Raw genomic sequence first — 22,531 nt, 5'->3', positions numbered from 1 at the left:
AGTAACAATGTCTATTTTTCTCAACAAGGATTCCCGCATCATCGTCCAAGGTATGACCGGCGCCGAAGGCATGAAGCACACACGCCGCATGCTCGCCTCCGGATCGAACATCGTGGGCGGCGTCAACCCCAAGAAGGCCGGTGAGCGCGTCGACATTGATGGCCAGCAGATTCCAATCTTCGGCTCCGTGCGCGAGGCTATGCAGGCAACCGACGCCAACGTCACCGTTATCTTCGTCCCCGCCAAGTTCACCAAGGACGCGGCTGAGGAAGCCATCCGCGCGGGCATCGAGCTGGTCGTCATCATCACCGAGGGAGTTCCAGTCAAGGACACCGCGGAGCTCTTCGCGCTTGCGCGCGAGTCGAAGACCCGCATCATTGGCCCCAACTGTCCAGGTCTTTATAGCCCTGGCCAGTCCAACGCAGGCATCATCCCAGCGGAGACTGCTCCGAACCCGGGCAAGATTGGTTTAGTGTCCAAGTCTGGCACGCTGACCTATCAGATGATGTATGAGCTCTCCGACATTGGATTTAGCACCTGCGTGGGCATTGGCGGTGACCCAATCATCGGAACTACCCACATCACGGCCATCGAGGCCTTTGAGAAGGACCCCGAGACCGAGGCCATCATCATGATCGGCGAGATCGGCGGCGACGCCGAAGAATATGCCGCACGCTATATCAAGGAGCACGTGACCAAGCCGGTGGTGGCCTACATTGCTGGTTTTACCGCGCCGGAGGGCAAAACCATGGGGCACGCAGGAGCGATTGTCTCTGGAGGATCCGGAACCGCAGAGGGCAAGAAGGCTGCGCTTGAGGAGGCCGGCGTGAAGGTCGGCAAGACTCCGAGTCAGGCGGCGCAGCTTCTCCGGGAAGCGCTGAAATCTGCCTAGCAGATGCTTAACCTCTAAACCTTCGTTGCTAGAATAAATTTCATGACCGAGAAGGATAAGAAGTGGCTTGATGAGGAGGAACTCTCTTCCTTTGTATCCCTCATGGGAGTCACCATCCGCTTAACCAACATTCTGGATGCCCAGCTGCGTGACGACGCCGGCTTGAGCTTCTTCGAGTACACCGTTCTGTCTCGTCTTTCCGAGTCGGAGAATCGTGAGATGCGCATGCGCGACCTTGCGTACACGGCGAACGGCTCGCTCTCACGGCTTAGCCAGGTGGTCACACGCTTGGAGAAGCAAGGTTGGGTTACGCGCCGTCCAGATCCGAATGATGGCCGCACTACGCTGGCGCAGCTTACCGACGCCGGCTGGGACAAGGTTGTCGCCACCGCGCCTGGGCACGCCGCCCAGGCGCGTCGTTCCGTGATGGATAACCTCACTCGCACGCAGGTGCGGCAGCTCAACCAGATCAACGATCGCATCCTCGCGGCCATCGAGAGCGATGAACGCTACGGCGGGCGTTACTAGGCCTCATTAGCTCGGCGGCAGGCCTCTGCGCGCCGAGACGGTCTTGTCGAAAGGAATCCAAAAGCGCAAAGGTGCTTGTTTATTCTTACTGATGCCAATTCGCGGCCCGCAGACCCACTCCGGCTCTTGCTCACGCTCGGCGAGTTGAATTGGCGTGCCGTTATCTTCCAGCGTGAATCCCAGTGCTTTTCCGAGGTTCCCTGGCCCACGGGCGAGGTTATGGAAGTCGGTGGTGCCGCGGCGTCGGAAAGCGAGCTCGGTACCTTCGATGACCTCGCCGCCGCGTAGTAGACATCCTTGGCCCGTGCCCTCCGGGGCGCACACGATGTTGCCGTTGCGGTGGATGCCGTAGGAGGCGTAGACGTAAAGGCGCCCGGGTGGGCCGAACATCGCCGCGTTGCGCGGGGTCTGGCCGTTGTAGGTGTGCGCTGCCTCGTCATCCTCGCCGAGGTAGGCCTCAACCTCGGTGAGGCGGATGCTGACGCCGTTGAAGGTGAGAGTTGCCCCCAAGAGTTGGGGCGCAACGACATCTGCGGGGGCCGAGAAATCAATCATCAGCTCCGAGAGTAGTACTGCTTGCCCGGTTGTGGGTTGGGGATAAGAGTATCGAGGCTGACCGGCTCGAGGCCCTTGGCGCGCAGGCCGTCGATGACGCAGCTGGCAGCATTAACCGTGGTGGCGTGGATGTCATGCATGAGGATGATGCTGCCCGGCTGCGCGCCGCTGACTGCAGCGCTGCATACGTGCTCGGAGTTGCGGTCCTTCCAGTCCAGTGTGTCCACGGACCACATGGCCTCGGCTTGGCCGTTGGCTTTGGCCGCGGCGTCGACAGTGCCGTTGGTGGCGCCGTACGGTGGGCGCAGCCAACGAGGGTTCTGGCCGGTTGCCGCCTTGATGGCGCTGGCACCTGCCTTGATTTCCCCGTCGACGTCGCCGGCGGCGAGTTTATTCAGCTCACGGTGCGTGTTGGTGTGGTTGCCGATGGTATGGCCCTCCGCCTGCATGCGACGCAATAGCTTCGGGTGCGCGGTGGCGTTGGGCGCTAGGACCATGAAGCTGGCGTGAGTATTCTTGGACTTCAGGGTGTCGAGGAGCTGGTTGGTGAGGGGGCTGGGGCCATCGTCATAGGTGATGGCCACGCAGTTGGCGCAGTTGGGGGCGGTTTTCGCTGCGGACTGTGCTGGTTGTGCGGGCTGCTGAGCGGGCTGGGCTGCCGGTGCTGGCCGCGAGGAACCCCACTCCGGCGGAAGGGTGTTGAGGAAGCGGTCGGCTTCTTGCTGGAGGTTAGGCAGCTGAACTGCGGGTAGTTCAACCGTGGGCAGCGGGGGAAGAGCGGCCTGTGCCGTCGCGGGTAGGGCCGCGGCGGTGAGGAAGGCAACGGTGGCAACAGCGAGGCGGCGCATGGCGAAGGACCTTTCTAAGCGAGGAGTGGACAGATCCTTGATTATGGTGGCTACTTCCTATAAAAACCCTAGTGACACGCAACAGAAGTGAAAATTGTTATCTTTTGTGGCTAATGTGACTCGCGTAAAAGCCTATGCCACCTGGATCGAACGGATGTGGTTGCCCAGTCCGCGCCGAGTAAACACGGTCTTGGCGGTGCGAGGGTCGTCGGCTGCGCCCATGGTCAGCAGCAACGGCACGTAATGATCGGCGGTGGAGTGGGCAATGCGCGCGCCCGGTGCTTTGTCCATGTAGGCCATGAGCTTGTCGACGTCGCCCGCGTGAATGGCATGCGCCGCCCACTCATCGAAGGCATCGAGGTGGTGTCCGGCGTAGGCACCGTGGCTGACGAAGAGGGCGGGCATGGGTCCGTCGCTGGGCTGCCAACGGCGGTGCTGGTCAGCTAGGGGAATTGCCCGCTCACGGAGATCGAAGATTGCCCCTGTTGGGCGAGTTACTTTAAAAACAAAGTAAATTAGGTGTGTTGTGGTGGGGATTTTTTCGCGCGGGCTCGGTGGAGTAGTATTAACCGCACTGGGGCATTAGCTCAATTGGTAGAGCATCTGCTTTGCAAGCAGAAGGTCAGGAGTTCGATTCTCCTATGCTCCACAGCCCGGAACCCGGCACCGTAATGGTGTCGGGTTTCTTTGTTGTTTGGTGCATGCACCGTTCCCGACACGTTTGCTACTTAGCCCTAGAAGCGCTTCACCAGCACCACATGGCCCTCCGACTCACCGACCGGCTTGAACCCCATAAATAAGTAGAGCCGGTGCGCACGCTCATTGGTCAGGGCCACCGAGAGCGAGACGCCGGGAGCGCCTAAGTCGCGGGCGAGGTCCGTGGCGGCGCGAAGAAGTAAAGTGCCCACGCCCTGCGAGCGGTAGCGCGGTTCCACAGCAAGGGCGAGCTCCGGAATTCCCTCTTCCACGTGCCCGTAGCCGTGGCGCTGCTCAGTTCCCCAGTTCAGCCACACGCCGCCAGTGGGAACGTTGCCCTGCCACGCGATGAAGCCGCCGCGGGAGGGCTCCCATCCGGCGAGGTAGTAGTCGAAGTCGGCGTCGAATTGCGGCGTGAGCTCCTTGTGCTCCTCACCGAAAGTGTCCGTGAGGAAGTTGAGGCGGGCCAAGTAGGTGCGGTCCGCCTCGCTTAAGGGGCGCAGTTCGAAATCAGACATGGTGGCCAGCTTAGTGGCCGTGCTCCCACTGCGCATAAGCCTTGGCATAGCGGCCGCCGAGCGCCATGAGGGAGGCGTGCGTGCCGTCCTCGACGATTTCGCCCTGCTCCATCACGATGATGCGATCCGCCTCGCGGGCTTGGTCTAAGCGGTGAGCCACCACCAACGCAGTGCGCCCGCGAGTTACAGCACGTGCCGCAGACTCCAGCACGGCGGCATGCTCGGAGCCGGCTTCCGACGTCGCCTCATCCATGATGAGCACCGGCGGCTGACGCAAAATCATGCGCGCCAGCGAAATTTGTTGTGAGGCCTCCGCTCCGATTTCCTCGTTACCAGCGCCGATGAACGTATCGAGGCCGTCAGGCAGCCAGCGCGAGGACTCGTCTAGGCCGACTTCGTGCAACGCCGCCCACAATTGGGCGTCGGAGGCGCCGGGGAGGGCGAGGAGGAGGTCGTCGCGAAGCGTGCCGGAAAACAGGTGAACCTCCTGGGTGATGAGCGCGACGTGCTCGGTCACCCACGTGTTGGGAACCGTGGCGGTGTCCACCGCATCGAGGTGAATGGTGCCGGTCGTGGGGTACTGCAGGCCCGCCACCAGCGCCGCCAGAGTGGACTTGCCCGCACCCGAGGTGCCCACCAGCGCGGTCGTGGTACCAGCCTCCAAGGTGAGGTCTATGCCGTGCAGAACCTCCGCGCCGCCGGGGTAGGAGTAGGTGACGCCGTCGATGCGTATCGCTGGCGCAGCCGAAAGAGAGTCCTGCTCTTGGTCCGGAACATCACTGCTCAACAGCGCCAACGCAACCGCGCGGCCTAGGGAAGTGACCGCATGCTGGATCTCGCCGGCAAAGAACAAGATGTTGAATACGTGCACCTCAAGGCGCATGATCAGCAGCACCGCAGCCGCCGCCTGGCCCTGCGTGACCCAGTCCCAGGCCACCATCGGCACTGACATGGACAAGGTTCCGAGTAGCAGCACCGCGAAGCTGATGGAGCCCTGGCCGATGATGCGGTTGATGAGCGGGACCTTATCGCCCCAGGCCTGCACCGTATCCCAGGAGTAGCGCTCCATGCGCTGCTCGGCCCAGCCGCCGAGCTTGAATTGGCGCAAGGTGTCCAAGGCGCGGATGGTGTCGAGCAAGACGTTGTTGCGGCGCGCCTCGACGGAGGAGACCTCATTTGCTATCTCCGGGATGTCGCGGATGGTGCCTTTGATGAACGGGTACATGATAAGCACCGCCAACGCGAAGATCAGCAGGTAAGCCGGGTGGATGAACACCATGCTCAGCGCGGTGAGTGGCAGGATGAACAGGGTGACGGCCAGGCGCTCGCCCATCATGGAGATAGAGATGACCACGGTGTCGATGTCCTTGGACAAACGCGTAATCACGTTGCCCGTGCCCAGCTCCATCACGCGGGGAACCGGCGCACGCAGCACCGAATCCAGCGCCGCGGTGCGCAGGTCCACGGCTAGGCGCCGCGCCTTGGCATTGATCATGTAGCCTCCGATGGCGCGGCCGGTGACCTCCGCGATAAGCGCTGCGGCAATGATGCCTAGCACCGCGAGCATCGCTGGGCGGCCCGAGCCGATGACAGGCAGCTCCATTCCTTGAATGATGTCCACCACGCGGCCCAAGACCTGGGAGCCTAAGTTCATCATCACGATGGTGACGGTGAAAACGGCAAAGACCAGCAGCATCTTCGGGCGCGTTGGCGCCGAGGGCAAAGTCTTGAGGAAGCGCCACGATTCGCGCGCTGAAGCCGGCGCGAGTGCATCTGCACGAGACTGACTCACAGCGCCACCACCTTGTCCGCGTTGGCGGCCCACGTCGGGGCAGCGGTTATCACCACGGTCACGCGTCCGCGGCGCAGCTTAGCCACGCGCTCAGCCACGGTGGCCAAGGTCAGGGAGTCGAGACCCGTGGTGGGATTATCGAGCACGAGCACCTCGGGATCCTGCGCGAGCGCACGGGCAAGAGCCACGCGCTGCCGCTGGCCACCGGAAAGGTTCAGGCCGGCCTCGCCGATGGGGGAATCAGGCAGAGTGCCGTCGTGCCCAAAGCCGCCCAGGCGCGTCACGATGTCGCCGCAGGCGGCGGCCTCCAGCGCAGCGTGCACCTGCTGTGCGGGGAGGGTGCCAAGCGGGTCGATGTTATCGGCCAGGGTGCCCTCCAAAACTGAAATGTGGTGCGGCGGGCAAAGAGCACCGTGGGCGGAAAGGTGGGTGGTCCAGGCGTCGACAAGCGCGCGGCCCTTAGCCGTCTCCGGTATCCACACGTTGAGCCCTGGTTCCAAGTCTACCGGGGTGCCCTGCTTGGCGACGTCCCCTTTTCCCAGGTCCTGCAGCAACTCACCCACGCGTTCCACCGACGCCTGGCCCTTAGCCCAGTTCTCGGTGAGATGGCCGAGCGACAAGCCCAACGCGGTGAGCGTGGGAGGAGCGAGCATCGTAATAGACATCATGCCGCCTGGCTCGATGTTCCCTTCGAAGGTCTGCCAGGCCGTCCACGTGAGAAGGAAGACGGCAAAGAGGGTGGGCACCATCTGGCGCAGCCACGACAACAGGACGCTCAGGCGCAGTTCGCGGAGCATCGAAATAAGGGCGTCGTGTGCAGCCAGAGTGAAGCGTTCTTTGGCCACCTCGTTGGCTCCGAGACCTTTGATGACGCGCGAGCCTTGGGCAAAGTCAGTGGCTAGGGCCAACGCAGTGTTTTCCTTGGCGCGCCGGGCAGATGCAACGCCCGTCAGGGGCTTTGCGGTGGCCCACGAAGCAATGGCGGTCAGGATCGCGCCCACGATGAGCCCGAGGGAAACCACCCAGGAAATCGGAGCCAGGCTGAAGATGGCGCCGATGAGATATCCCGCCATGAAAAGCGGGAAGTTAAGCACCTGCTTGAGTTGGCCGATGTAGTGCGAGTCCTCGTCCATCGTGTTGAGGAGGCGGCCGGGGCTGAGTCCTTTGGTGGAGGCGTCGAGAAGCTTGTGTAAAAGGCCCAAACGCAAGGTATGCGTGGTGCGAGCTTGGCTAAGATCCGTGAAGGCGTCCGCTGTGGCCTCCGCTAGGTACATGATGTAGAGCAGCAATGCCGTGACCAGTACGGGAACGCCCAGTGTTCGCCAGGAAGGATCGCTGAATGCGTACTGCGTGGCCTGACCAATGACCACGGAGACCAGCGCACCCAACGGGGAGTTGATGGCGGCCGCTATGAGTAGGCCCACCACGCCAACAGGCTGGGCAAACAGCAGTCGCCGAGTGGCAGCACTAGGCTTTGCCCAATTGGTGGTTTCGGTGAGAGAAGTTTCCCCGGTGGGAGGCTGATCTGGTAGATACCAGGACCAGGTTTTCATGCGAGGATAGACAGTCATAGCTGCATATCCTATAAGAAAAGGTCGCCTTCTAATTCACTAGAAAGGCGGCCTTTAAGGGCTCTTAAGCGAGGTGATAATTCGACACGTCGTAACCCGAGAACTCGCGGTCGATGCCACTGTCATCCACGGAGTGGAACGTGGTGCCGTTCTCGATAGCAAAGCGGAGATTGTCTACCCGATGCGAAGGATCGCCGCTGACGGAACCAGCAGGGAAGTAGTAGGTCGCACCGCTCTTGAGCTTGACAATGAGGGACTCGAAGCTCATCAACTCTCCTTGGGATTGTTTCGAGATACCCAAAAATTCAATCAGCTTCGAGCCCGTCAAGCAAAGGATTGAGATCCAGACAACGTTTGCTTTACCCCCTTAAACGGGGTGGATTTACTCCTGCTCGTTGGTCTGCAGGCGGTGCTTGCCCTCGTCATCGCGGTCATCGGTGATGCGGGAGGTATCGGCGTCGGCAGCAGCCTCGGCTTCTTCCTTGTGCTTAGCTAGTTGCTCATCGATGGAGCCCAAGAGCTCTTCGTCGCGCTCGACGACGCCCTCTTCCGCGAGGTCGGAGACCTTGTGGTCGTCCTCGGTGGTGGAGGTGTAGACCAAGGTGGAGCCCTCAGCTGCGGCATCGGCACCGGTGGTGAAGTCCTCGACGCGCGGCGGAAACTCGGAAGCCTCTTCCTTGCGGATCTTGAAGAAGTAGTAGAGGCAGCCACCGATAGCGGAGATCAGGGCGAGGATCAGCGCGAACGGCCAGAACTTGGAGCTCTTCTTCTCCTTGCCGAAGTTGATGTTCTTGAGCTTCTTAGCGCTGCGCTTCTGGGCCTTGTCAGCAGCCTTGCGTGCGGCCTTTGCCTGTTTGCGGGACTGCTTCTTGACGTTCTTCTGTGCCTTCTTCTGGGCCTTCTTTGCGTCCTTGCGAGCTTCATCGAAGCGCTCGGAAGCCTGTTTGCTAACTTCCTGACCCCGGTCCTTGAGCTCGGCGATGCTACGCTCCAAGCGATCGTGGGCTGCCTGGGTGACGGCGCCGGCGCTGCGGCGAGCCTCAGGGAAGGCGTCCTTGCTGCGCTCTTCTACCTCTGCTGCAGCAGCTTCCAGGGCGGTGTAAGCCTCGAGAGCCTTCTCGTCGCGGTAATCCTTAAACCTCTTCCACAGGTTGGTGGCCAGGCCGACGGAAGCGGAAATTGCGGTGGGGTTCATGCGAACGCTCCTTAAATTAGCTTTATCGTGTGCTTCCCACCAGCGTAGTGGCGGGCGTTAAGGCCCGCCACTATACGTATGAAGGAAAAGCAAAGGGTCGCCCCTGCATGATGCGGTGGTGACCCTTATGACGCTTGATTATGACTTAGCGGGCGAGAACGTGATCGGTCAGGATCCGGGCTACGCCGATGTTGCCGTTGTGGGTTAGGTGGTTGAAGAAGTTGTGCGGTTCGGAGAACTCAAAGACGCCGGCCGTCCAACGCATGCCAGCTGGGGCACACATGTTGTGCTCGATGGTTGCCGAGCGTAGGTCGAAATAGTTAACGCGGGATTCTTGTGCGGCCTGGAAGAGTGCAAAGTTAACGTTGTCTTCAACGTTCCTGACCACGCCGAGGGCGGAGAGGTTGGTGCCGAGGTTCGGGTTTTCTTTCACTCGTACCGGGCACAGGGAGCCGTTAGCAGCCGAGAATGCTGGGTAGCCCACCAAGGTGATCTTGGCATTAGGAGCTGCGGCGCGAATACGTCCGATCTCATTGCGCATCGCGGTCTTGAACGCAGTGCGATTGGGATCAACGATGAAGTTTGTCGAAGTGATGTCATTGAAGCCGAATTGAATGAGAACGTTGCGGGTTCCTGGATTCAAATCTCGAGTGGCAAGCGCGTGGTTGACCTGCTCCGTGAAGTCGGGACGAGGGGTGTTTCCCGCGGCTGCGGCGCCAGAGCAGGAGTAGTTGATAACGCGCTGGCCGGAGGCAACGGCGAGCTCACGGCCAACGGTGGACGCGCCCTGCGGGCAGCCCTGTGGGCTTGGTGCGCCAGGATCGCTGTTGATCTTCATTGCGCTCGACATATTTGCAATGCCCGAACCGATCTGGTCGAAGGTGGGGTTGGCAAACATGGAGTCACCAAACATGAGCGTCTGTGCCTGTTGTGCGGAGGCTGCAGCGGTGCCGAGTGACGCCGCGGTCAGGGCTGCGGCGCAGGCGGCAGTGATCTTGCTAAGCAGTTTGTGAGTCAGGAGTTTTTTCATGGAGAGACAGTCTGGTTCGGGTTCTTTTCTTATTTGGTTTTAGTACCAAGTCCACTTGGCATGATGGGTAATCCCACCGGATGTTACGGAAGTAACATTGGTTGTCAAGCTCAAAGCCTTTTAGCCCTAGCCTGTAGAGCCGGATTAACCCTAGCCTGTAGAGCCGGACTTTTGCACGTAATAAGAGCTGACTACTAGACAGCTTGGTACGCAACCGCCTATTTTTATTCGTGCCAATTTTCAAAAAGCCTGCAGGCACGCCACTTTTAAAAGTACTATTTAATAAGTTACCCTTCCCCGAAAAATGGACAGCTTGGTACATTTCATCGCAAGCAAAATCCGTTGACCAGTAAGGGAGGTGAACATGACTCCGCGTCTATCCGCTTCAGCACCACTAGACCAATTCAGTGAAGTATCTGTTAAGCCGCGCCAAAGGACCGCACTCTCTTTCGAAGTGATTCCACCGCGCAACGACGCTGATGCGAGCACTACCGCCGAGCTCCTAAAGGTGTTGCAGGGGTACAACCCGGACTACATCGCGGTGACGAGCTCACAGCGCTCCGGATGGCTGGAAGGCACCGCGGCATTCATCGAACAAATCTCACGCACCACGTCCATGCGCCCGCTCGCTCACCTCGCCTGCACGGCTGGCACGCGGGAGGAGCTCATCGGCTGGATCGATGCGCTTGTCGACGCCGGCGTTCGCGGCCTGCTCGCTCTTCGCGGCGACCTACCCGAAGGCGGCATGCCGGCGCACTACCTGCAGCATGCCGACGAGCTGGTCCGGCTCATCCGCCATCGCGAGGCGGGCCAAGCCGCACGTTTCGCCGCAGGCAGCCTCGCGGTGGGAGTGGCTTGCTATCCCAACGGCCACGCGGAGTCCGCGAACCTCGACGAGGACTTCGACGTTCTGCTCGCCAAACAGCGACTCGGCGCGGACTTTGCCATCACCCAGCTTTTCTTCGACGCCGAAGACTACGCCCGCTTTGCCCAACGCGCCCGGCTGGCCGGCGTGCGTATTCCGCTCATCCCGGGAATCATGCCGATGACCAGCGTGGCCCGGCTCGAGCGAATGGCCAAGCTGTCCGGGTTGCAGGTCCCACCCCGTGTGCGGGCCGCACTCGCGGCAGCATCGACCCCAGATGAAGAACATGAAATCGGAATGGAACTCACCGCCGAGCTGACTCGAAGCGTACTGCGCTCAGGGGCAGACGGCCTCCATATCTATACCCACAACAACCCTCACATCACTCAAGACCTTTTGAATCGAATTGGAGTACACCCATGAACGCACCATTTCCTAAGGCCACCATCGAAGGCTACCCACGCGTCGGCGCGAACCGCGAGCTCAAGCGCGCACTAGAAGCCTACTGGTCCGGCAAGATCGACACCGAGACCTTTGAGTCGGCAGCGCACTCGCTGCGTCTTGACACTTATGCGCGCCTGCGCGACCTCGGGCTTAACGAGGACTACGCCATCCCAGCAGACGTGGCTTACTACGACCACGTCCTCGAGACCGCCCTGACCGTTGGCGTGGTGCAGGGAGAGACCCTCGATGACGAGTTCCGCCTGGCCCGTGGCAACGCCGACTCCGCGCCTCTCGAAATGACTAAGTGGTTCGACACCAATTACCACTACATCGTCCCGGAGATCGCCGATGACCAGACGTTTAACGCCCGCCCGCAGCGCGTTCTCAAGATCGTGGAAGAAGCTCGCAATGCCGGCCACGCCGTGCGTCCCGTGCTCATGGGTCCCGTGACCTTGCTGGCTTTGTCCAAGCAGGCAGACGGATCGAGCACGCAGCCGCTCGAGCACCTTGATGCCGTGGTCGATTCCTATATATCTGTCCTCGAGCAGCTCCACGCCGCCGGGGTGGAGTGGGTACAGCTCAACGAGCCCGCTCTGGTCGCGGATCTTGCCGCGGCTGACGACGCCGCCCTTGCCCAGGCACTCCTGAGCGCTTACCGCCGTATCCTCGCCGCGGAAAAGCGCCCGCAGGTTTACCTGACCACGCCTTATGGCTCGGTGCGCAAGGGTCTGGACGCCGTCAACGAGCTGCAGCCGGAGGCGGTGCAGGTGGATCTTTCCGTGGGCACCCTCGCGCTGGACCCGAGTTACCTGGAGCGCGTGGCTGGACTGAAATCCCACCTCAGCGCCGGACTGGTTGACGGCCGCAACGTGTGGGCGGCAAATCTGCGTGACTTGCGCGCCAAGCTGGAGACCCTTCCGGGCGCATCGGTAACCACCTCGGTCTCGCTGCAGCACGTTCCGCATACCGTGGAAGCAGAGACTTCGCTTCCCATTGACGTAGCCAACTGGTTCTCCTTCGCCAATGAAAAGGTGCGCGAGGTCGTCGCCCTGAGCGCTGGCCCGCTTGCAGCACCGGAGGCGTATGCCCAGGCAGACCGTGCAGTGCGCACACGAGCCGAGTCGGCCCGTACCCACAACGAGACGGTGCAAAACCGCACCGCGCAGTTGCCGGAGGGCGAGGTGCAGCGTCAGCCGCTGTTCGCCGAGCGCAACGCAGCGCAAAAAGCTCTTGGCCTGCCGCTGCTGCCGAGCACGACCATCGGTTCCTTCCCACAAACGCAGGAGATCCGTGCGGCACGTGCGGCTCACCGCAAGGGCACGCTTTCCGACGCCGCCTACGTCGACGCCCTGCGCGACGAGGTCAAGCAGGTCATCGAGCTGCAAGAGCGCCTAGGCCTGGACGTGCTGGTGCACGGCGAGCCAGAGCGCAACGACATGGTGCAGTACTTCGCCGAGCTGCTCGACGGCTTCGTGGTCACCGAGAACGGCTGGGTCCAGTCTTATGGCTCCCGCTGCACCCGCCCGCCAATCGTGGTGGGCGACATCTCCCGCCCGCAAGCGATGACGGTGGAGTGGGCACGCTATGCGCAGTCCCTGTCCGAGAAGCACGTCAAGGGAATGCTCACCGGGCCAGTAACCATCCTCGCGTGGTCCTTCGTGCGCGATGACGTTCACCAGTCCGTCTCCGCGGATCAGCTGGGTGTGGCTCTCGCCGACGAGGTGCGTGATCTCGAAGAGGCTGGCATCGACATCATCCAAATTGACGAGCCCGCCCTGCGCGAACTGCTGCCACTGCGAGAGCAGGATCGCAAGGCCTACTTGGACTGGGCGGTGCGTTCCTTCCGACTCGTTGCTTTGGAGGCAAAGCCCACGACGCAGATTCACACGCACCTGTGTTACTCAGAGTTCGGCCAAATCATCGATGCGGTCGCTGGCCTTGACGCCGATGTCACCTCCATCGAGGCGGCGCGTTCCCGCATGGAGCTCCTCGAAGACATCGACGATAAGTTCCACTCCGAGATCGGCCCAGGCATCTATGACATCCACTCGCCGCGCATCCCATCCGTGGCGGAGATGGCAGAGCTCATCCGCGCGGCCCTGCGCAACGTTCCAGTCGAGCGCCTATGGATCAACCCGGACTGCGGCCTGAAGACCCGCGGCTACGACGAGACCGAGGCCTCGTTGCGCAACATGGTCTTGGCCCGCGAAGAGGTGCTCAGCTCACTCGTTCCCGCCTAGAAGCTCAGCTCGTCCAAGCTCGAAATCTCGCCCGAGCCGTCGCGTTGCAGGTACACCGCCTGCAGCCCGGCGGCGCGGGCGCCTTCGACGTCGTTAGCCAGGGAATCGCCCACCATGAGCGTGTGCGCAGGCTCGCTTCTCAGCACGCGGCAACCCTCGTGGTAAGCCGCAGCCTGCGGTTTGGGAATGCCCAAATCTACGGTGGCAATCAGTTGCACTTCCGGAAGATTAAGTCCGCCCGCGCGGAGCTTGCCCTCCTGCATCTCACGGGCACCATTGGTGAGAATCCCAACGTTTAGCCCAGCCGCCAGTGCGCGGCGCAACGCAGGTAGAGCATCCGGAAATGCCCGCCAATTGCGCTGATATGCAGCCAGGTAGCCGTCGTAGGCGGCGAGGGAGGCGGCGTCGTCAAGCGTCTGCCCCAAAAACTCGCGGCAGCGTTCAATGCGTTGCTCTTGGTGCGTGACCTCTCCACGCTCATAAGCACTGAACCATTTGCGCTCGAGGGCGGAGAAACGCGCGTGCTGGCCCTGCGCAACGCCTAGCTCTGCACACCATTCATCCAACCCGGCGTGCATGGCGAAGGTGTGGTCCATGAGGGTGTCGTCGAGGTCGAAGAGCACGGCGCAAATCATGGGGATAAGCATAGTGATCGCTTAGGGCGTTATGTCATTTGCGGCGCGCGAGCAAGAAATTCCATACAATGGTCGGCATGACTCAGAAGACCGCAACTGCAACGATGCACACCAATCACGGTGATATCGTTATCGACCTTTTCGGTAACCATGCACCGGTAACTGTGGAGAACTTCGTCGGCCTGGCCAAGGGCGAGAAGGACTACTCCACCCAGAACGCAAAGGGCGAGCAGTCCGGCCCGTTCTACGATGGCGCAATTTTCCACCGCATCATCGACAACTTCATGATCCAGGGCGGCGACCCAACCGGTACCGGCCGTGGCGGCCCTGGCTACCAGTTCCAAGACGAGTTCCACCCAGAGCTGCAGTTCGACCGTCCGTTCCTGCTGGCCATGGCTAATGCCGGCCCAGGCACCAACGGTTCCCAGTTCTTCATCACGGTGGCTCCGACTCCGCACCTGAACAACCACCACACCATCTTCGGTGAGGTCACGGACCCGGCTTCCCAGGATGTCGTTTCCAAGATTGCCAAGGTTGCAACTGACCGCATGGACCGTCCGCGTGAGGACGTCATCATCGAGTCCATCGAGATTGCATAAGAGCTCCTGCGTTGAGCCCACCGCCACTTTTTAGTGGTGGTGGGCTCCTTCCAGTTTTGGGGGAAAGTTGAAGAACTACATCAAACAAGCGCCCGTCACCGCAGCAATCGTAGCGGTGTGCTTTCTGGCTTGGGCAGTGACAGCTATCCAGTCCCGCTCTCTTTCAGGGTCCTACTATGACTCTTCTTTGGCTTATGCGTGGACTCTGTGGGGGCCAGAGTTTGCCGCCGCCCCGGCCACGGCCATCACGGCCGGCTTCATGCACATCGACGTCGGGCATCTGACACTCAACATGTGCCTTCTCGTCTTTATCGGGCGCGAGATCGAGCAGGCACTTGGGCATGCGCTTTATGCGGCGAGCTATGTGGTCTCCGTCTTGGGCGCCTCCGCGGCTGTGCTGTGGATGGACTACGACGCGCCGACTGTGGGGGCGTCGGGCGCGCTTTATGCCTTGCTGGCGATGCTGGTGGGTGTTTACCGCAGCCGAGGAATGGATCTGCGCGCGCCCATCTTCTTGGTGCTCGCAAATGTGGTTTACACGTTCATCATGAGTGGCGTCTCCTTGTGGGGACACCTGGGTGGGCTTTTAATCGGCATTGTGCTGACTCTGTTCCTGTTTTCGCGCCGGAAGGCTGTGCACTGGATTGGAGTTGCTGCAGTGTTCGGGGTTGTCGGCGTGTTGTTGGCCTTGAGAGCTGGGCTTTGGGGATAACTCCGGCGAGTTATTCACCAAAACGCTTGTGCGAAAGAATTCCACAATAGTTATCCACAATGTGGATAACTACATTTTTGTAATTTACCGAACGCATGGCCGGAGTTTTCCCTGATCATGCAGGCAAGAAGACTTACATCCTTGTAATTTAGCCCTTGTGGAAGTGGGTGAAAACAGTTATCCACAGGCTGTGGAAGAAACCTGGGGAATTTGATTTTCACAGAGTTATCCCCAGCCTGTGGATAACTTTCCTCCCATCTTGTTGGCAACTCGGGAAAAGGGGGCAGAAGCGGGTGTGTACGAAAGGACATTTTCGAGTGTTTCTCGAATGGCAATTAGCTGGGAAAAGCCTGTAAAGATCCAGCTCAAGGGGCAATTATCCGAAAGTATCTGAGGTATTGAAGGATGTGATGGTGGCCGTCTAGCGTCATGTGAGTAGTTCACAGCGCGTGGAGGGAGAGACCGTGCCGCTGTGAACCTCAAACTGCAAAAAATAGTGAATAAAAGGAAACGTAGCGATGCGCATTCCCCGCCTCCATCTCAGCTACTACGTAGCAGCCGCCGCGCTGTCTGCGGCAAGCCTCGTTGCCCCTGCTGCGGCGCACGCAGAGATCCCCGCCATGCCACAGGGCTATCCGATTGAGAATCTCTACCAGGAGTGCAGCCCAGCAGAAGCTACTGCAGCGGGTTATCCGGATTGGCATTTTGGTGAAACTGGCCGCCGTTACCTTTCGGATGGCACCATCCAGTTCACCAACACCACCAAGCAGACGGTTCCGTACACCGCCACCATCGAATCCGGCACCAATCACGAGATCGAAGCAAACTCTGCCGCCAAGTGGCCTTCCAACTGGAACACCACCGCAAAGACAGACATCGGTCTGACTCTGTCTAACGGCTGGATAGAGGGGGAAACCATCGGGCCCATCAAGCTTGCGCCTGGCGATTCCTTCCGCGTGGAATACGGCACCGTGGAAAAAGACTTCATTTCCATGTTCGTGGACTGTAAGGATGGCATCTATACCAATATCCCGGGTGCAAATGTCATCAGAGGTACCGCACCGGCCGAGCGTTATGCCTGGGCAACCGTAATCCACGCCGACGGCACCGTTGATGACCAAGCGCTTGAGATTCCGTCCCGCGCGCCGGGTGCGAACAGCAAGGTTGTTGACGGCGGCTACAATGCCATCTCCGGCCCAAGCCTGGAGAAGATTGCCGATGAAAAGCAGGACCATGTGGTCAAACCTGCTACCGACCTGCAGCGCGAGAATTGGCCGAGCGAAGGCGAAGAGTGCACCGCTGGCGATATGCAGTGGTACCCGAACGCTATTGAGGGCGTAGCTCCTACCTTCCGAAAGCCGGGCTATTCCCAGGACTTCATGAACTGGACTGAGGCTGACTACACCTATCGTGGCATCACCGACCACCTGGTGGGCGCGCAGTACAACGGCCAGATGAACTGGCTGGGCAATAAAGGCCGCCTGCCGGAGGGCTGGCTCGGCTCCATCGGTGCCGCACAGCGTGCCTACATGCCGGTGGGTACCGCATTGGCGCCACTCGACCTTAAGCCAGGTGAGCGCGCACGCATCGAGTACGGCACCACCATGATGCGCGTGAACTACAGCGAGCTGCACTGTGGCCGCGACGGTAAGTACAGCCTCGTTCACGACTTCAAGCAGGCCTCCGCGCCGGCAGGTTTCTGGGCAGAAGCCACCGTCACTGGCAAGGATGGCTCGACCCGCAAGGTTGACGTCACCCCAGATGAGTGGCGTGACCTACCAGTTGCGACCCAGACCGCTTATTAACACCACGACACTGCCTACCAACCCCACTGTTTTTCTCACTAAATAGGAGTACATCATGCGCTTTAACCGCACTCTCGCCCTGGCAGCATCCGCAATTGCTGCAACTTCCATCGCCGCTGCACCAGCAATGGCACTGCCTGCCGTCAACCACGGCGCTGCTAACCCGACCACCATCGGTGAAAAGTGCGTCAACCCAGGCGATACCGGCCAGACCGTTGAGATTGTCCGCACCTACTTTGATGGTTCCGCAGGCACCTGGACCGTCTCCAATTACAACGCTGAGCCGCTGCCACTGACTCGTTCCATCAAGGAGACCAAGACCAAGACCTGGAATGTTTCCGCAGGCGTCGACTTCGACATCCTGAAGCTGGTCAACATCAAGTTCAGCGCGGGCTACACCGATTCCCAGACCTACGAGGTGGGCGAGACCGTCGGTCCGTACAACGTTGCTCCAGGCAAGACCGCCGTCATGCGCGCGGGTTGGATTGTTTCCGACTTTGCAGGCGAGAAGACCGTGTGCGGCCAGGACGGCACCTGGCAGGGCACTGGCGAGACCTTCACCGCGTCTCTGCCAGCAGAGCGCCACGTTGAGGTTTCCACTCGCGACAACATGAAGTTCAACTAAGGGAGGCAACTGTGCGCAAATTTGCACGCATCGCCGCAGCATTGCTGGTGGCAGTAAGCGCGGCCACGCCAGCTGCGCAAGCTGTCGATGGCGCGGCTTCTTACCGCCTGCCGCAGCGCTGGAACGATGACTACAAGCCGGGCACGCACTGTGCAACACCGGGCGCACAGGGCACGTACGTCACTGCGGAGCGCATGTGGTTTAAGCAGACTGATGCAGCCAGCGTGGCTAACCGCAACGACCACACTGTTCCAGTTAGCCACACCGTGACTGATAAGCGTACGCAGACCACGGAGGTCAGCGCATCGGTGAAACCAATCGGCGACATTGAAAAGTACATGTCGAACGCGTTTGGCTTTAACTTCGTCCACCAGATCCATTGGAGCCTCGGTCAAAAGATTGGCCCCTACGATTTGGAAGCTAATCAGCAAGGCAAGCTCGTGTGGGGCTTTATGATGCTCGACGCGGATTCGCAGGATGTGCGTTGTTCCGAGGATCAGCAGTGGGTAGAAAAGGGCGCGCCGTACTTTGTCAGCGCACCGTACTCGCGCTATTCGGAGCTACGCATTGACGACGCCCCGGTGTATTAAGCCGTGCTTTAGCCTCAGTGCCTAGCTACCTGCCCCGCCTAAAATCTTGGTTACAAGATTTAGGCGGGTGCTTGCGTTAAAGGTGACGATGAGGCTGGAGACGTGTTTTTTCACCGAAGATTCGGAGATCTCCAGCGCTGCTGCGATCTCGGAATTCGAATTGCCCTGTAACAGCAGCTTCAGCACGTTGATCTCGCCGTTGCTCAGCGAATGCGATTCGATGGCAGCGGCGACTGGGTCTTTACGAGGAGCATCGCCGATGTATCCCACCAGGCGATGCATCGCTACTGGCGCTACAACGGTTCCGCCGTGGATTGCCTCCCGGACAGCATCGATGATGGATTGGGGTCGCTGATTTTTCAGAATGTAACCAGCACCGCCCTCTTGCAGGATCTTGAGCATGGTGTCATCCGAATCAAAGGATGTCACTGCCAAGAACACAGGCGGGGAGGGGTACTGCTTGATGCGGCGCAGCAAGGTGATGCCGTCCATCGTGGGCATGTGTATATCTGCCAGGACGATGTCAACATCAACTTGTTCCAGCATTGAGAGGCATTCTGCGCCATTGGCTGCCTCAGCTACCACCGAGATGTCATCGGTGGTTTCGAAATAAAGTCGTAGCGATGAGCGGACCAGCGGGTCATCATCAACGAGGAAGACTCGAATGGACATCGAGGTTTACTTGCGGTACTTTGCGCACCACCAACGCTGCGGGCTGGTGGAGCAGCGGAAGAGGTTGGCAGCGTCTTCCGCCATGGAGGTGTAGTAGGTGAAGCCACCGGTGTAGGCGGTCTCGTTGGTGGTTTCAGTTTGAGTGGCAGACTCAGCGGAGCTGGAAGAACCGAAAGAAGAAGCAGCGCTAGCAAATGGGGTGCTCGTCAAGCAAAGGACCGCACCGGCTGCGGCTGCAACGGAACGAAAACGCATGTAGATACTCCTATTGGGACGGGAAATAAAGACGATGGGCCTTAGCCTACTACAAGGTAAGTTTATCTGCGCACCATACTTGAAAGCGGGATGTATAGCGTGCTAATCCACATTCCGTTTTTAGGTCCGCTGCTAAAAGTGCCGTTGGCTGCTGCGACACGTTTTTGAATTTCGGAAATGCCCAGTCCGGTGGTTATGTGTTGATCGGCCTGTGCTTTGGCGATGACAGAGCGAATTTGGATATCGATGCCGCGGTGGTTGCGTTTGAACACGATGGCAATTTGTGAGTCTGCAGCGGTGTATTTGATGAGGTTTGCGCAGAGCTCTGAAAAGACCAAATGCAGGTCATTGGGCAGCGCCATGGTTCGCGCTAGCTTTCCGAGTCTGCCTTCCACGGTACAATCAAACCCATGGCTGTGCAGGAAGGACTGCATCTCTTCGAGCTCCTCAGCAGCGGTTGAACGTGCTTTCTTGAGCAGAGGTTCGTCTTCGTTCTTCATCAGGCGGAGTAGATCGCGGACTTCACCCATGGCCTTGCGTGCGTCGTCAGCGATAGCTGCGGAGTTTTCTTTTAGTTTTGGGTCGGTGCCCATGAGTCCGAGAGTCTCCGAGCGCATGACCACCGAGGTTAATGTGGTGGCCACTGAATCATGCAAGGTGGTCATCAGCGCGTGCCGGTATTCCTGGCTACGCTGTTCAGCCGCTTGCTGGCGCTGACGTGCCTTCTTTAGCGAGACACCAACGATGATTCCCGCGACATTAAAGGCAGCCACTAACAAGAAGCTAAAGAGATCCAGCGAAGCCAGCACGCCTTGGGTTGGATCGACAATTGAGAGTAGGACCAATACGAGCCCGGGGATAACGGCGTGAGTCCACGGGCGTCGGTAGGAAATAAGCCCTACGATGACTGCACTCCATGCTAGAAGCAAAAGGGAGCGCCATTCGGGATGCCATCCACAAATAGCAAAAAGCACGCTATATGCCGCAGCCGCCCACAGCGGGTGGTTCATACCGAGCGGGGTAAGAGCCACGCCGAGGGCAGCAATCAATAGCGCGCCAGGGGAGAGGAATTGCGGATCGGTGGCCACGGTCAGCATCACCACGATGATGCAGCCGACGCCAGCGAAACGATAGAACCTCGTAGAGTTCACGGTTTAGGGATGAAGTTTAGCGCCAGCCCATGGTCATCAGGAGGCCGATGATGGCGAGACCGAAGCCAATGCCGTAGTTCCAGGCGCCGAGCTCCTGCATGAACGGGATGGACTCGCCAGCCAGGTAGTTAACCACGAGCCATAGCAGGCCGATGACCATCAGGCCCAGCATGATGGCGATGTACCACTTCGGCGTGCCCTCGGAATTGATCTTGACCGGAGTGCGGTTGGCCGCAGAGCTAGAGGACTGCGGAACGCCCGAGCTCTGGGTGATCTTTGACTTTGGCATTGCTAAACCTTCAACTTTTCTTTAGGCATTCTTTTTAACGGTTACTTTAGCAGGCGAAATTCGTCTGCTACTAGCGTGGGAGCAGCGCCGAGGCGTTGAACTCCCAAACGCGGAGCTCCACGGTTGCGTTCTTGCGGATGAGGTCGCCCGAGTTAACGGAGGCCCAGCCGACGCGGCCGTTATCCACCAGCGCACCGGTAGGAACAACGGGGCCGGTACGCACGCTACCCTGCCAGCCGGCAGAGCGCAGCGCGGATTCAGCCTCAGAAGGCGTCTTGTGCAACAGGTCCGGTGCCGTAATGAGCATGCCATTGGAGACCTCAATCGTGACGGTCTCACCCTTCGCCAGTTTCCTGCCTTGGTTGCTCACCGACACCACCCGGTCTTCCGGCTCCTGCGAGTCAACGACGTTCACGTTGACCTTGAAGCCAACGGACTCCAGCATGCTGACAGCGCGTGCTTGTGGCATGCCGGTGACGTCTGGAACCTGAGCTTCTTCCTTGCCCTTAGACACGGTGACCTTAACCTTTGAGCCCTTGGAAAGCTGCGAGCCGCCGGCTGGGTTCTGCGAGACGATCTGACCAGCCGGCGCGTCGTCGTTGGTCTCCTCGATCTTGTCGTTGAGGGAAAGACCGGCGTCGGAAAGCGCCTTGCCTGCCTCTTCCAACGTCATTCCGGAGAGATCCGGGACATCAGTGATCTCGTCGCCCGAGGAAACGGTCAGCGTCACAGAAGAGCCTTTTTGCAGCTCAGATCCCGGAGCCGGATTGATGCGAATGACCTTGTTGCGTTCAATGTCGGGATTAGCCTCTTCATTGACAGTGACCAAAAGGCCCATCTTCTCAAGTTCTGCCACAACCTCATTGCGCGGACGCTTTTCCACCTTCGGCACCACGACCATGTTGGCGCGTGCCGCAGCGTCTCGTTGCTGTTGTTCGATGCGGCTTTCCTCGCGGGAGGACTGCCAGAAGTCCCAAGCAAAGTAGCCCATGATGGCAACCAAAAGACCCGCTAGGAACAAAGCGAGCCATTTCAACCCGTTGCCGCCCTCGTCATCCTCAGAAGGGCGCGTGGATTTCACCGGCGCGCGGTGCTGGCCAACCGATGCATCCGCGACCGGCGCGACCATGGCCGTGGGGGGCTCTTCCTCAGTGACGTGCCCGCGGGCCGCTTCGGTGAGTTGGCCATTGCCCATCCGCCTTAGGTCCTCGCCCATCTCCCACGCAGATTGGTAGCGATCCGCTGGGTGCTTGGCCATAGCGGTCAAGATGACGGCATCGATGTTGAGACGTTGCGTATCGGTTAGATGCTGCAGGTCCACGTACTGGGTCGGAGGAACTGGGTCCTCTTGGACGTGCTGGTAGGCCACCGCGAATGGTGTCTCGCCTTCGAAAGGAGTGCGGCCGGTGACCGCCTCGTACATGACACAGCCCAGGGCATAAACGTCGGAGCGGGCATCGGCAGGTTTGCCACGGGCCTGTTCCGGGGAAAGATACTGGGCAGTGCCGATCACGGCAGAGGTCTGCGTCATGGCTGAGGTGGAGTCATCCAGAGCGCGGGCGATGCCGAAGTCCATCACCTTTACCTGGCCGGTGCCAGTCAGCATGATGTTTGCCGGCTTGATATCGCGGTGGATAATTCCCGCCTCGTGGGAGGCCTGCAATGCGTCGGCGACAGGCGCCAGAATCTGTGCAGCTTCCTGCGAGGGGAGCGGACCATCTTCGCGTACGATATCGCGCAGAGTACGTCCGTTGACCAGCTCCATCACGATATAAGGGATGGTCAGGCCGTTGACGTCCTTCTCGCCGGTGTCAAACACCGACACGATGTTCGGGTGATTGAGTCTGCTGGAGTTTTGCGCCTCGCGGCGGAAGCGCTCACGAAAGTTGACGTCGCGCGCCATCTCAGGGCGCAGCATTTTTACAGCAACTGTGCGTCCCAGAACTGTGTCTTCAGCCTCGTAGACCTCAGACATGCCGCCAGATCCGATGACGTGGCGGAGGTGATAGCGGTCATTGCCCATG

The 22,531-nt window shown here is 59.9% G+C and carries 24 protein-coding genes and 1 tRNA gene; 10 read left to right on the top strand and 15 right to left on the bottom strand.

Annotated elements, in window-relative coordinates; genetic code table 11:
* Window positions 1-7: 7 nt before the first annotated feature.
* Both sucD and CHU71_RS00635 read left to right on the top strand, forming a co-directional pair.
* Window positions 8-892 (top strand): succinate--CoA ligase subunit alpha, encoded by an 885-nt coding sequence (gene sucD / locus CHU71_RS00640; protein WP_114975752.1) that lies wholly within the window; start codon window positions 8-10, stop codon window positions 890-892.
* A 42-nt stretch (window positions 893-934) separates the two neighbouring features.
* Window positions 935-1,420, top strand: a complete 486-nt coding sequence (locus CHU71_RS00635; protein WP_049152008.1) for a MarR family winged helix-turn-helix transcriptional regulator — start codon at window positions 935-937, stop codon at window positions 1,418-1,420.
* Window positions 1,421-1,426: 6 nt separating this feature from the next.
* On the opposite strand, the gene CHU71_RS00630 is transcribed toward CHU71_RS00635, so the two are convergent.
* The 3 genes from CHU71_RS00630 to CHU71_RS00620 form a co-directional block, all read right to left on the bottom strand.
* Window positions 1,427-1,975, bottom strand: a complete 549-nt coding sequence (locus CHU71_RS00630; RefSeq protein WP_147759879.1) for a DNA-3-methyladenine glycosylase — start codon at window positions 1,973-1,975, stop codon at window positions 1,427-1,429.
* A complete protein-coding gene (locus CHU71_RS00625; RefSeq protein ID WP_147759878.1) occupies window positions 1,975-2,823 on the bottom strand; it encodes a polysaccharide deacetylase family protein in 849 nt (282 codons plus the stop codon). Before CHU71_RS00625 ends, CHU71_RS00630 begins: the two co-directional genes overlap by 1 nt.
* Window positions 2,824-2,955: 132 nt before the next feature.
* Complete coding sequence (locus CHU71_RS00620) at window positions 2,956-3,228, bottom strand: hypothetical protein (protein ID WP_147759877.1); 273 nt, start codon at window positions 3,226-3,228, stop codon at window positions 2,956-2,958.
* A gap of 171 nt (window positions 3,229-3,399) precedes the next feature.
* Here CHU71_RS00620 and CHU71_RS00615 point away from each other — a divergent pair.
* Window positions 3,400-3,472 (top strand) — tRNA-Ala (locus CHU71_RS00615).
* An 85-nt stretch (window positions 3,473-3,557) separates the two neighbouring features.
* Here the strand turns inward: CHU71_RS00615 and CHU71_RS00610 are convergent.
* From CHU71_RS00610 to CHU71_RS00585, 6 genes are all read right to left on the bottom strand, one after another.
* Complete coding sequence (locus tag CHU71_RS00610) at window positions 3,558-4,037, bottom strand: GNAT family N-acetyltransferase (RefSeq protein WP_147759876.1); 480 nt, start codon at window positions 4,035-4,037, stop codon at window positions 3,558-3,560.
* A gap of 10 nt (window positions 4,038-4,047) precedes the next feature.
* Window positions 4,048-5,733 (bottom strand): ABC transporter ATP-binding protein, encoded by a 1,686-nt coding sequence (locus CHU71_RS00605; RefSeq protein WP_244080947.1) that lies wholly within the window; start codon window positions 5,731-5,733, stop codon window positions 4,048-4,050.
* 92 nt (window positions 5,734-5,825) lie between these two features.
* Window positions 5,826-7,400 (bottom strand): ABC transporter ATP-binding protein, encoded by a 1,575-nt coding sequence (locus CHU71_RS00600; protein ID WP_147759874.1) that lies wholly within the window; start codon window positions 7,398-7,400, stop codon window positions 5,826-5,828.
* A gap of 64 nt (window positions 7,401-7,464) precedes the next feature.
* Window positions 7,465-7,668, bottom strand: coding sequence for a hypothetical protein (locus tag CHU71_RS00595; protein ID WP_046646015.1), 204 nt, complete (start codon window positions 7,666-7,668; stop codon window positions 7,465-7,467).
* A gap of 114 nt (window positions 7,669-7,782) precedes the next feature.
* Complete coding sequence (locus CHU71_RS00590) at window positions 7,783-8,595, bottom strand: hypothetical protein (RefSeq protein WP_147759873.1); 813 nt, start codon at window positions 8,593-8,595, stop codon at window positions 7,783-7,785.
* Between the two features lie 145 nt (window positions 8,596-8,740).
* On the bottom strand, window positions 8,741-9,625 hold the full coding sequence (locus CHU71_RS00585) for a GDSL-type esterase/lipase family protein (protein WP_147759872.1): 885 nt from the start codon (window positions 9,623-9,625) through the stop codon (window positions 8,741-8,743).
* A gap of 364 nt (window positions 9,626-9,989) precedes the next feature.
* Here CHU71_RS00585 and CHU71_RS00580 point away from each other — a divergent pair, with 364 nt between their 5' ends.
* A complete protein-coding gene (locus CHU71_RS00580) occupies window positions 9,990-10,913 on the top strand; it encodes a methylenetetrahydrofolate reductase (RefSeq protein WP_049192027.1) in 924 nt (307 codons plus the stop codon).
* Window positions 10,910-13,174: a 5-methyltetrahydropteroyltriglutamate--homocysteine S-methyltransferase gene (metE, locus tag CHU71_RS00575; protein WP_147759871.1), complete on the top strand. Its 2,265-nt coding sequence runs from the start codon at window positions 10,910-10,912 to the stop codon at window positions 13,172-13,174. Before CHU71_RS00580 ends, metE begins: the two co-directional genes overlap by 4 nt.
* Here metE and CHU71_RS00570 read toward each other — a convergent pair.
* Window positions 13,171-13,809: an HAD family hydrolase gene (locus tag CHU71_RS00570; RefSeq protein WP_147759870.1), complete on the bottom strand. Its 639-nt coding sequence runs from the start codon at window positions 13,807-13,809 to the stop codon at window positions 13,171-13,173. The genes metE and CHU71_RS00570 overlap by 4 nt on opposite strands.
* Window positions 13,810-13,877: 68 nt before the next feature.
* Here CHU71_RS00570 and CHU71_RS00565 point away from each other — a divergent pair, with 68 nt between their 5' ends.
* The 5 genes from CHU71_RS00565 (at window position 13,878) to CHU71_RS00545 (ending at window position 18,140) form a co-directional block, all read left to right on the top strand.
* The gene (locus CHU71_RS00565) at window positions 13,878-14,408 is read left to right on the top strand and encodes a peptidylprolyl isomerase (RefSeq protein WP_005530645.1); all 531 of its coding nucleotides are present in this window, start codon (window positions 13,878-13,880) and stop codon (window positions 14,406-14,408) included.
* A 67-nt stretch (window positions 14,409-14,475) separates the two neighbouring features.
* Window positions 14,476-15,120, top strand: a complete 645-nt coding sequence (locus CHU71_RS00560) for a rhomboid family intramembrane serine protease (RefSeq protein ID WP_046646011.1) — start codon at window positions 14,476-14,478, stop codon at window positions 15,118-15,120.
* 518 nt (window positions 15,121-15,638) lie between these two features.
* On the top strand, window positions 15,639-16,925 hold the full coding sequence (locus tag CHU71_RS00555; RefSeq protein ID WP_147759869.1) for a hypothetical protein: 1,287 nt from the start codon (window positions 15,639-15,641) through the stop codon (window positions 16,923-16,925).
* Window positions 16,926-16,980: 55 nt separating this feature from the next.
* The gene (locus CHU71_RS00550) at window positions 16,981-17,550 is read left to right on the top strand and encodes a hypothetical protein (RefSeq protein ID WP_100086688.1); all 570 of its coding nucleotides are present in this window, start codon (window positions 16,981-16,983) and stop codon (window positions 17,548-17,550) included.
* Window positions 17,551-17,561: 11 nt separating this feature from the next.
* On the top strand, window positions 17,562-18,140 hold the full coding sequence (locus CHU71_RS00545) for a hypothetical protein (protein WP_147759868.1): 579 nt from the start codon (window positions 17,562-17,564) through the stop codon (window positions 18,138-18,140).
* 21 nt (window positions 18,141-18,161) lie between these two features.
* Here the strand turns inward: CHU71_RS00545 and CHU71_RS00540 are convergent, their stop codons facing one another.
* The 5 genes from CHU71_RS00540 to pknB all read right to left on the bottom strand — a co-directional run bounded on the left by CHU71_RS00540 (window position 18,162) and on the right by pknB (window position 22,530).
* The gene (locus CHU71_RS00540; RefSeq protein ID WP_005530637.1) at window positions 18,162-18,812 is read right to left on the bottom strand and encodes a response regulator transcription factor; all 651 of its coding nucleotides are present in this window, start codon (window positions 18,810-18,812) and stop codon (window positions 18,162-18,164) included.
* 6 nt (window positions 18,813-18,818) lie between these two features.
* Window positions 18,819-19,067: a hypothetical protein gene (locus CHU71_RS00535; protein WP_005530634.1), complete on the bottom strand. Its 249-nt coding sequence runs from the start codon at window positions 19,065-19,067 to the stop codon at window positions 18,819-18,821.
* A gap of 62 nt (window positions 19,068-19,129) precedes the next feature.
* On the bottom strand, window positions 19,130-20,218 hold the full coding sequence (locus CHU71_RS00530; RefSeq protein WP_147759867.1) for a sensor histidine kinase: 1,089 nt from the start codon (window positions 20,216-20,218) through the stop codon (window positions 19,130-19,132).
* A gap of 16 nt (window positions 20,219-20,234) precedes the next feature.
* Window positions 20,235-20,507, bottom strand: a complete 273-nt coding sequence (gene crgA / locus CHU71_RS00525) for a cell division protein CrgA (protein ID WP_005530630.1) — start codon at window positions 20,505-20,507, stop codon at window positions 20,235-20,237.
* A 70-nt stretch (window positions 20,508-20,577) separates the two neighbouring features.
* Complete coding sequence (gene pknB, locus CHU71_RS00520; RefSeq protein WP_147759866.1) at window positions 20,578-22,530, bottom strand: Stk1 family PASTA domain-containing Ser/Thr kinase; 1,953 nt, start codon at window positions 22,528-22,530, stop codon at window positions 20,578-20,580.
* Window position 22,531 lies beyond the last annotated feature (1 nt).

The organism is Corynebacterium sp. LK14 (assembly GCF_008042215.1).
Taxonomy (GTDB): domain Bacteria; phylum Actinomycetota; class Actinomycetes; order Mycobacteriales; family Mycobacteriaceae; genus Corynebacterium; species Corynebacterium striatum.
This window is presented reverse-complemented; position numbering and strand designations above follow the sequence as displayed.

Bases quoted from the DNA above. Each gene is read 5' to 3' on its own strand.
- sucD (WP_114975752.1), top strand. From the start codon at position 8: ATGTCTATTTTTCTCAACAAGGATTCCCGCATCATCGTCCAAGGTATG.
- CHU71_RS00635 (WP_049152008.1), top strand. From the start codon at position 935: ATGACCGAGAAGGATAAGAAGTGGCTTGATGAGGAGGAACTCTCTTCC.
- CHU71_RS00550 (WP_100086688.1), top strand. From the start codon at position 16,981: ATGCGCTTTAACCGCACTCTCGCCCTGGCAGCATCCGCAATTGCTGCA.
- CHU71_RS00580 (WP_049192027.1), top strand. From the start codon at position 9,990: ATGACTCCGCGTCTATCCGCTTCAGCACCACTAGACCAATTCAGTGAA.
- CHU71_RS00555 (WP_147759869.1), top strand. From the start codon at position 15,639: ATGCGCATTCCCCGCCTCCATCTCAGCTACTACGTAGCAGCCGCCGCG.
- CHU71_RS00535 (WP_005530634.1), bottom strand. From the start codon at position 19,067: ATGCGTTTTCGTTCCGTTGCAGCCGCAGCCGGTGCGGTCCTTTGCTTG.
- CHU71_RS00630 (WP_147759879.1), bottom strand. From the start codon at position 1,975: ATGATTGATTTCTCGGCCCCCGCAGATGTCGTTGCGCCCCAACTCTTG.
- CHU71_RS00585 (WP_147759872.1), bottom strand. From the start codon at position 9,625: ATGAAAAAACTCCTGACTCACAAACTGCTTAGCAAGATCACTGCCGCC.
- CHU71_RS00590 (WP_147759873.1), bottom strand. From the start codon at position 8,595: ATGAACCCCACCGCAATTTCCGCTTCCGTCGGCCTGGCCACCAACCTG.
- metE (WP_147759871.1), top strand. From the start codon at position 10,910: ATGAACGCACCATTTCCTAAGGCCACCATCGAAGGCTACCCACGCGTC.
- CHU71_RS00600 (WP_147759874.1), bottom strand. From the start codon at position 7,400: ATGACTGTCTATCCTCGCATGAAAACCTGGTCCTGGTATCTACCAGAT.
- CHU71_RS00540 (WP_005530637.1), bottom strand. From the start codon at position 18,812: ATGTCCATTCGAGTCTTCCTCGTTGATGATGACCCGCTGGTCCGCTCA.
- CHU71_RS00605 (WP_244080947.1), bottom strand. From the start codon at position 5,733: ATGCTGCTGGTCTTTGCCGTTTTCACCGTCACCATCGTGATGATGAAC.
- pknB (WP_147759866.1), bottom strand. From the start codon at position 22,530: ATGGGCAATGACCGCTATCACCTCCGCCACGTCATCGGATCTGGCGGC.
- CHU71_RS00625 (WP_147759878.1), bottom strand. From the start codon at position 2,823: ATGCGCCGCCTCGCTGTTGCCACCGTTGCCTTCCTCACCGCCGCGGCC.
- CHU71_RS00610 (WP_147759876.1), bottom strand. From the start codon at position 4,037: ATGTCTGATTTCGAACTGCGCCCCTTAAGCGAGGCGGACCGCACCTAC.
- crgA (WP_005530630.1), bottom strand. From the start codon at position 20,507: ATGCCAAAGTCAAAGATCACCCAGAGCTCGGGCGTTCCGCAGTCCTCT.
- CHU71_RS00595 (WP_046646015.1), bottom strand. From the start codon at position 7,668: ATGAGCTTCGAGTCCCTCATTGTCAAGCTCAAGAGCGGTGCGACCTAC.
- CHU71_RS00565 (WP_005530645.1), top strand. From the start codon at position 13,878: ATGGTCGGCATGACTCAGAAGACCGCAACTGCAACGATGCACACCAAT.
- CHU71_RS00620 (WP_147759877.1), bottom strand. From the start codon at position 3,228: ATGCCCGCCCTCTTCGTCAGCCACGGTGCCTACGCCGGACACCACCTC.
- CHU71_RS00570 (WP_147759870.1), bottom strand. From the start codon at position 13,809: ATGATTTGCGCCGTGCTCTTCGACCTCGACGACACCCTCATGGACCAC.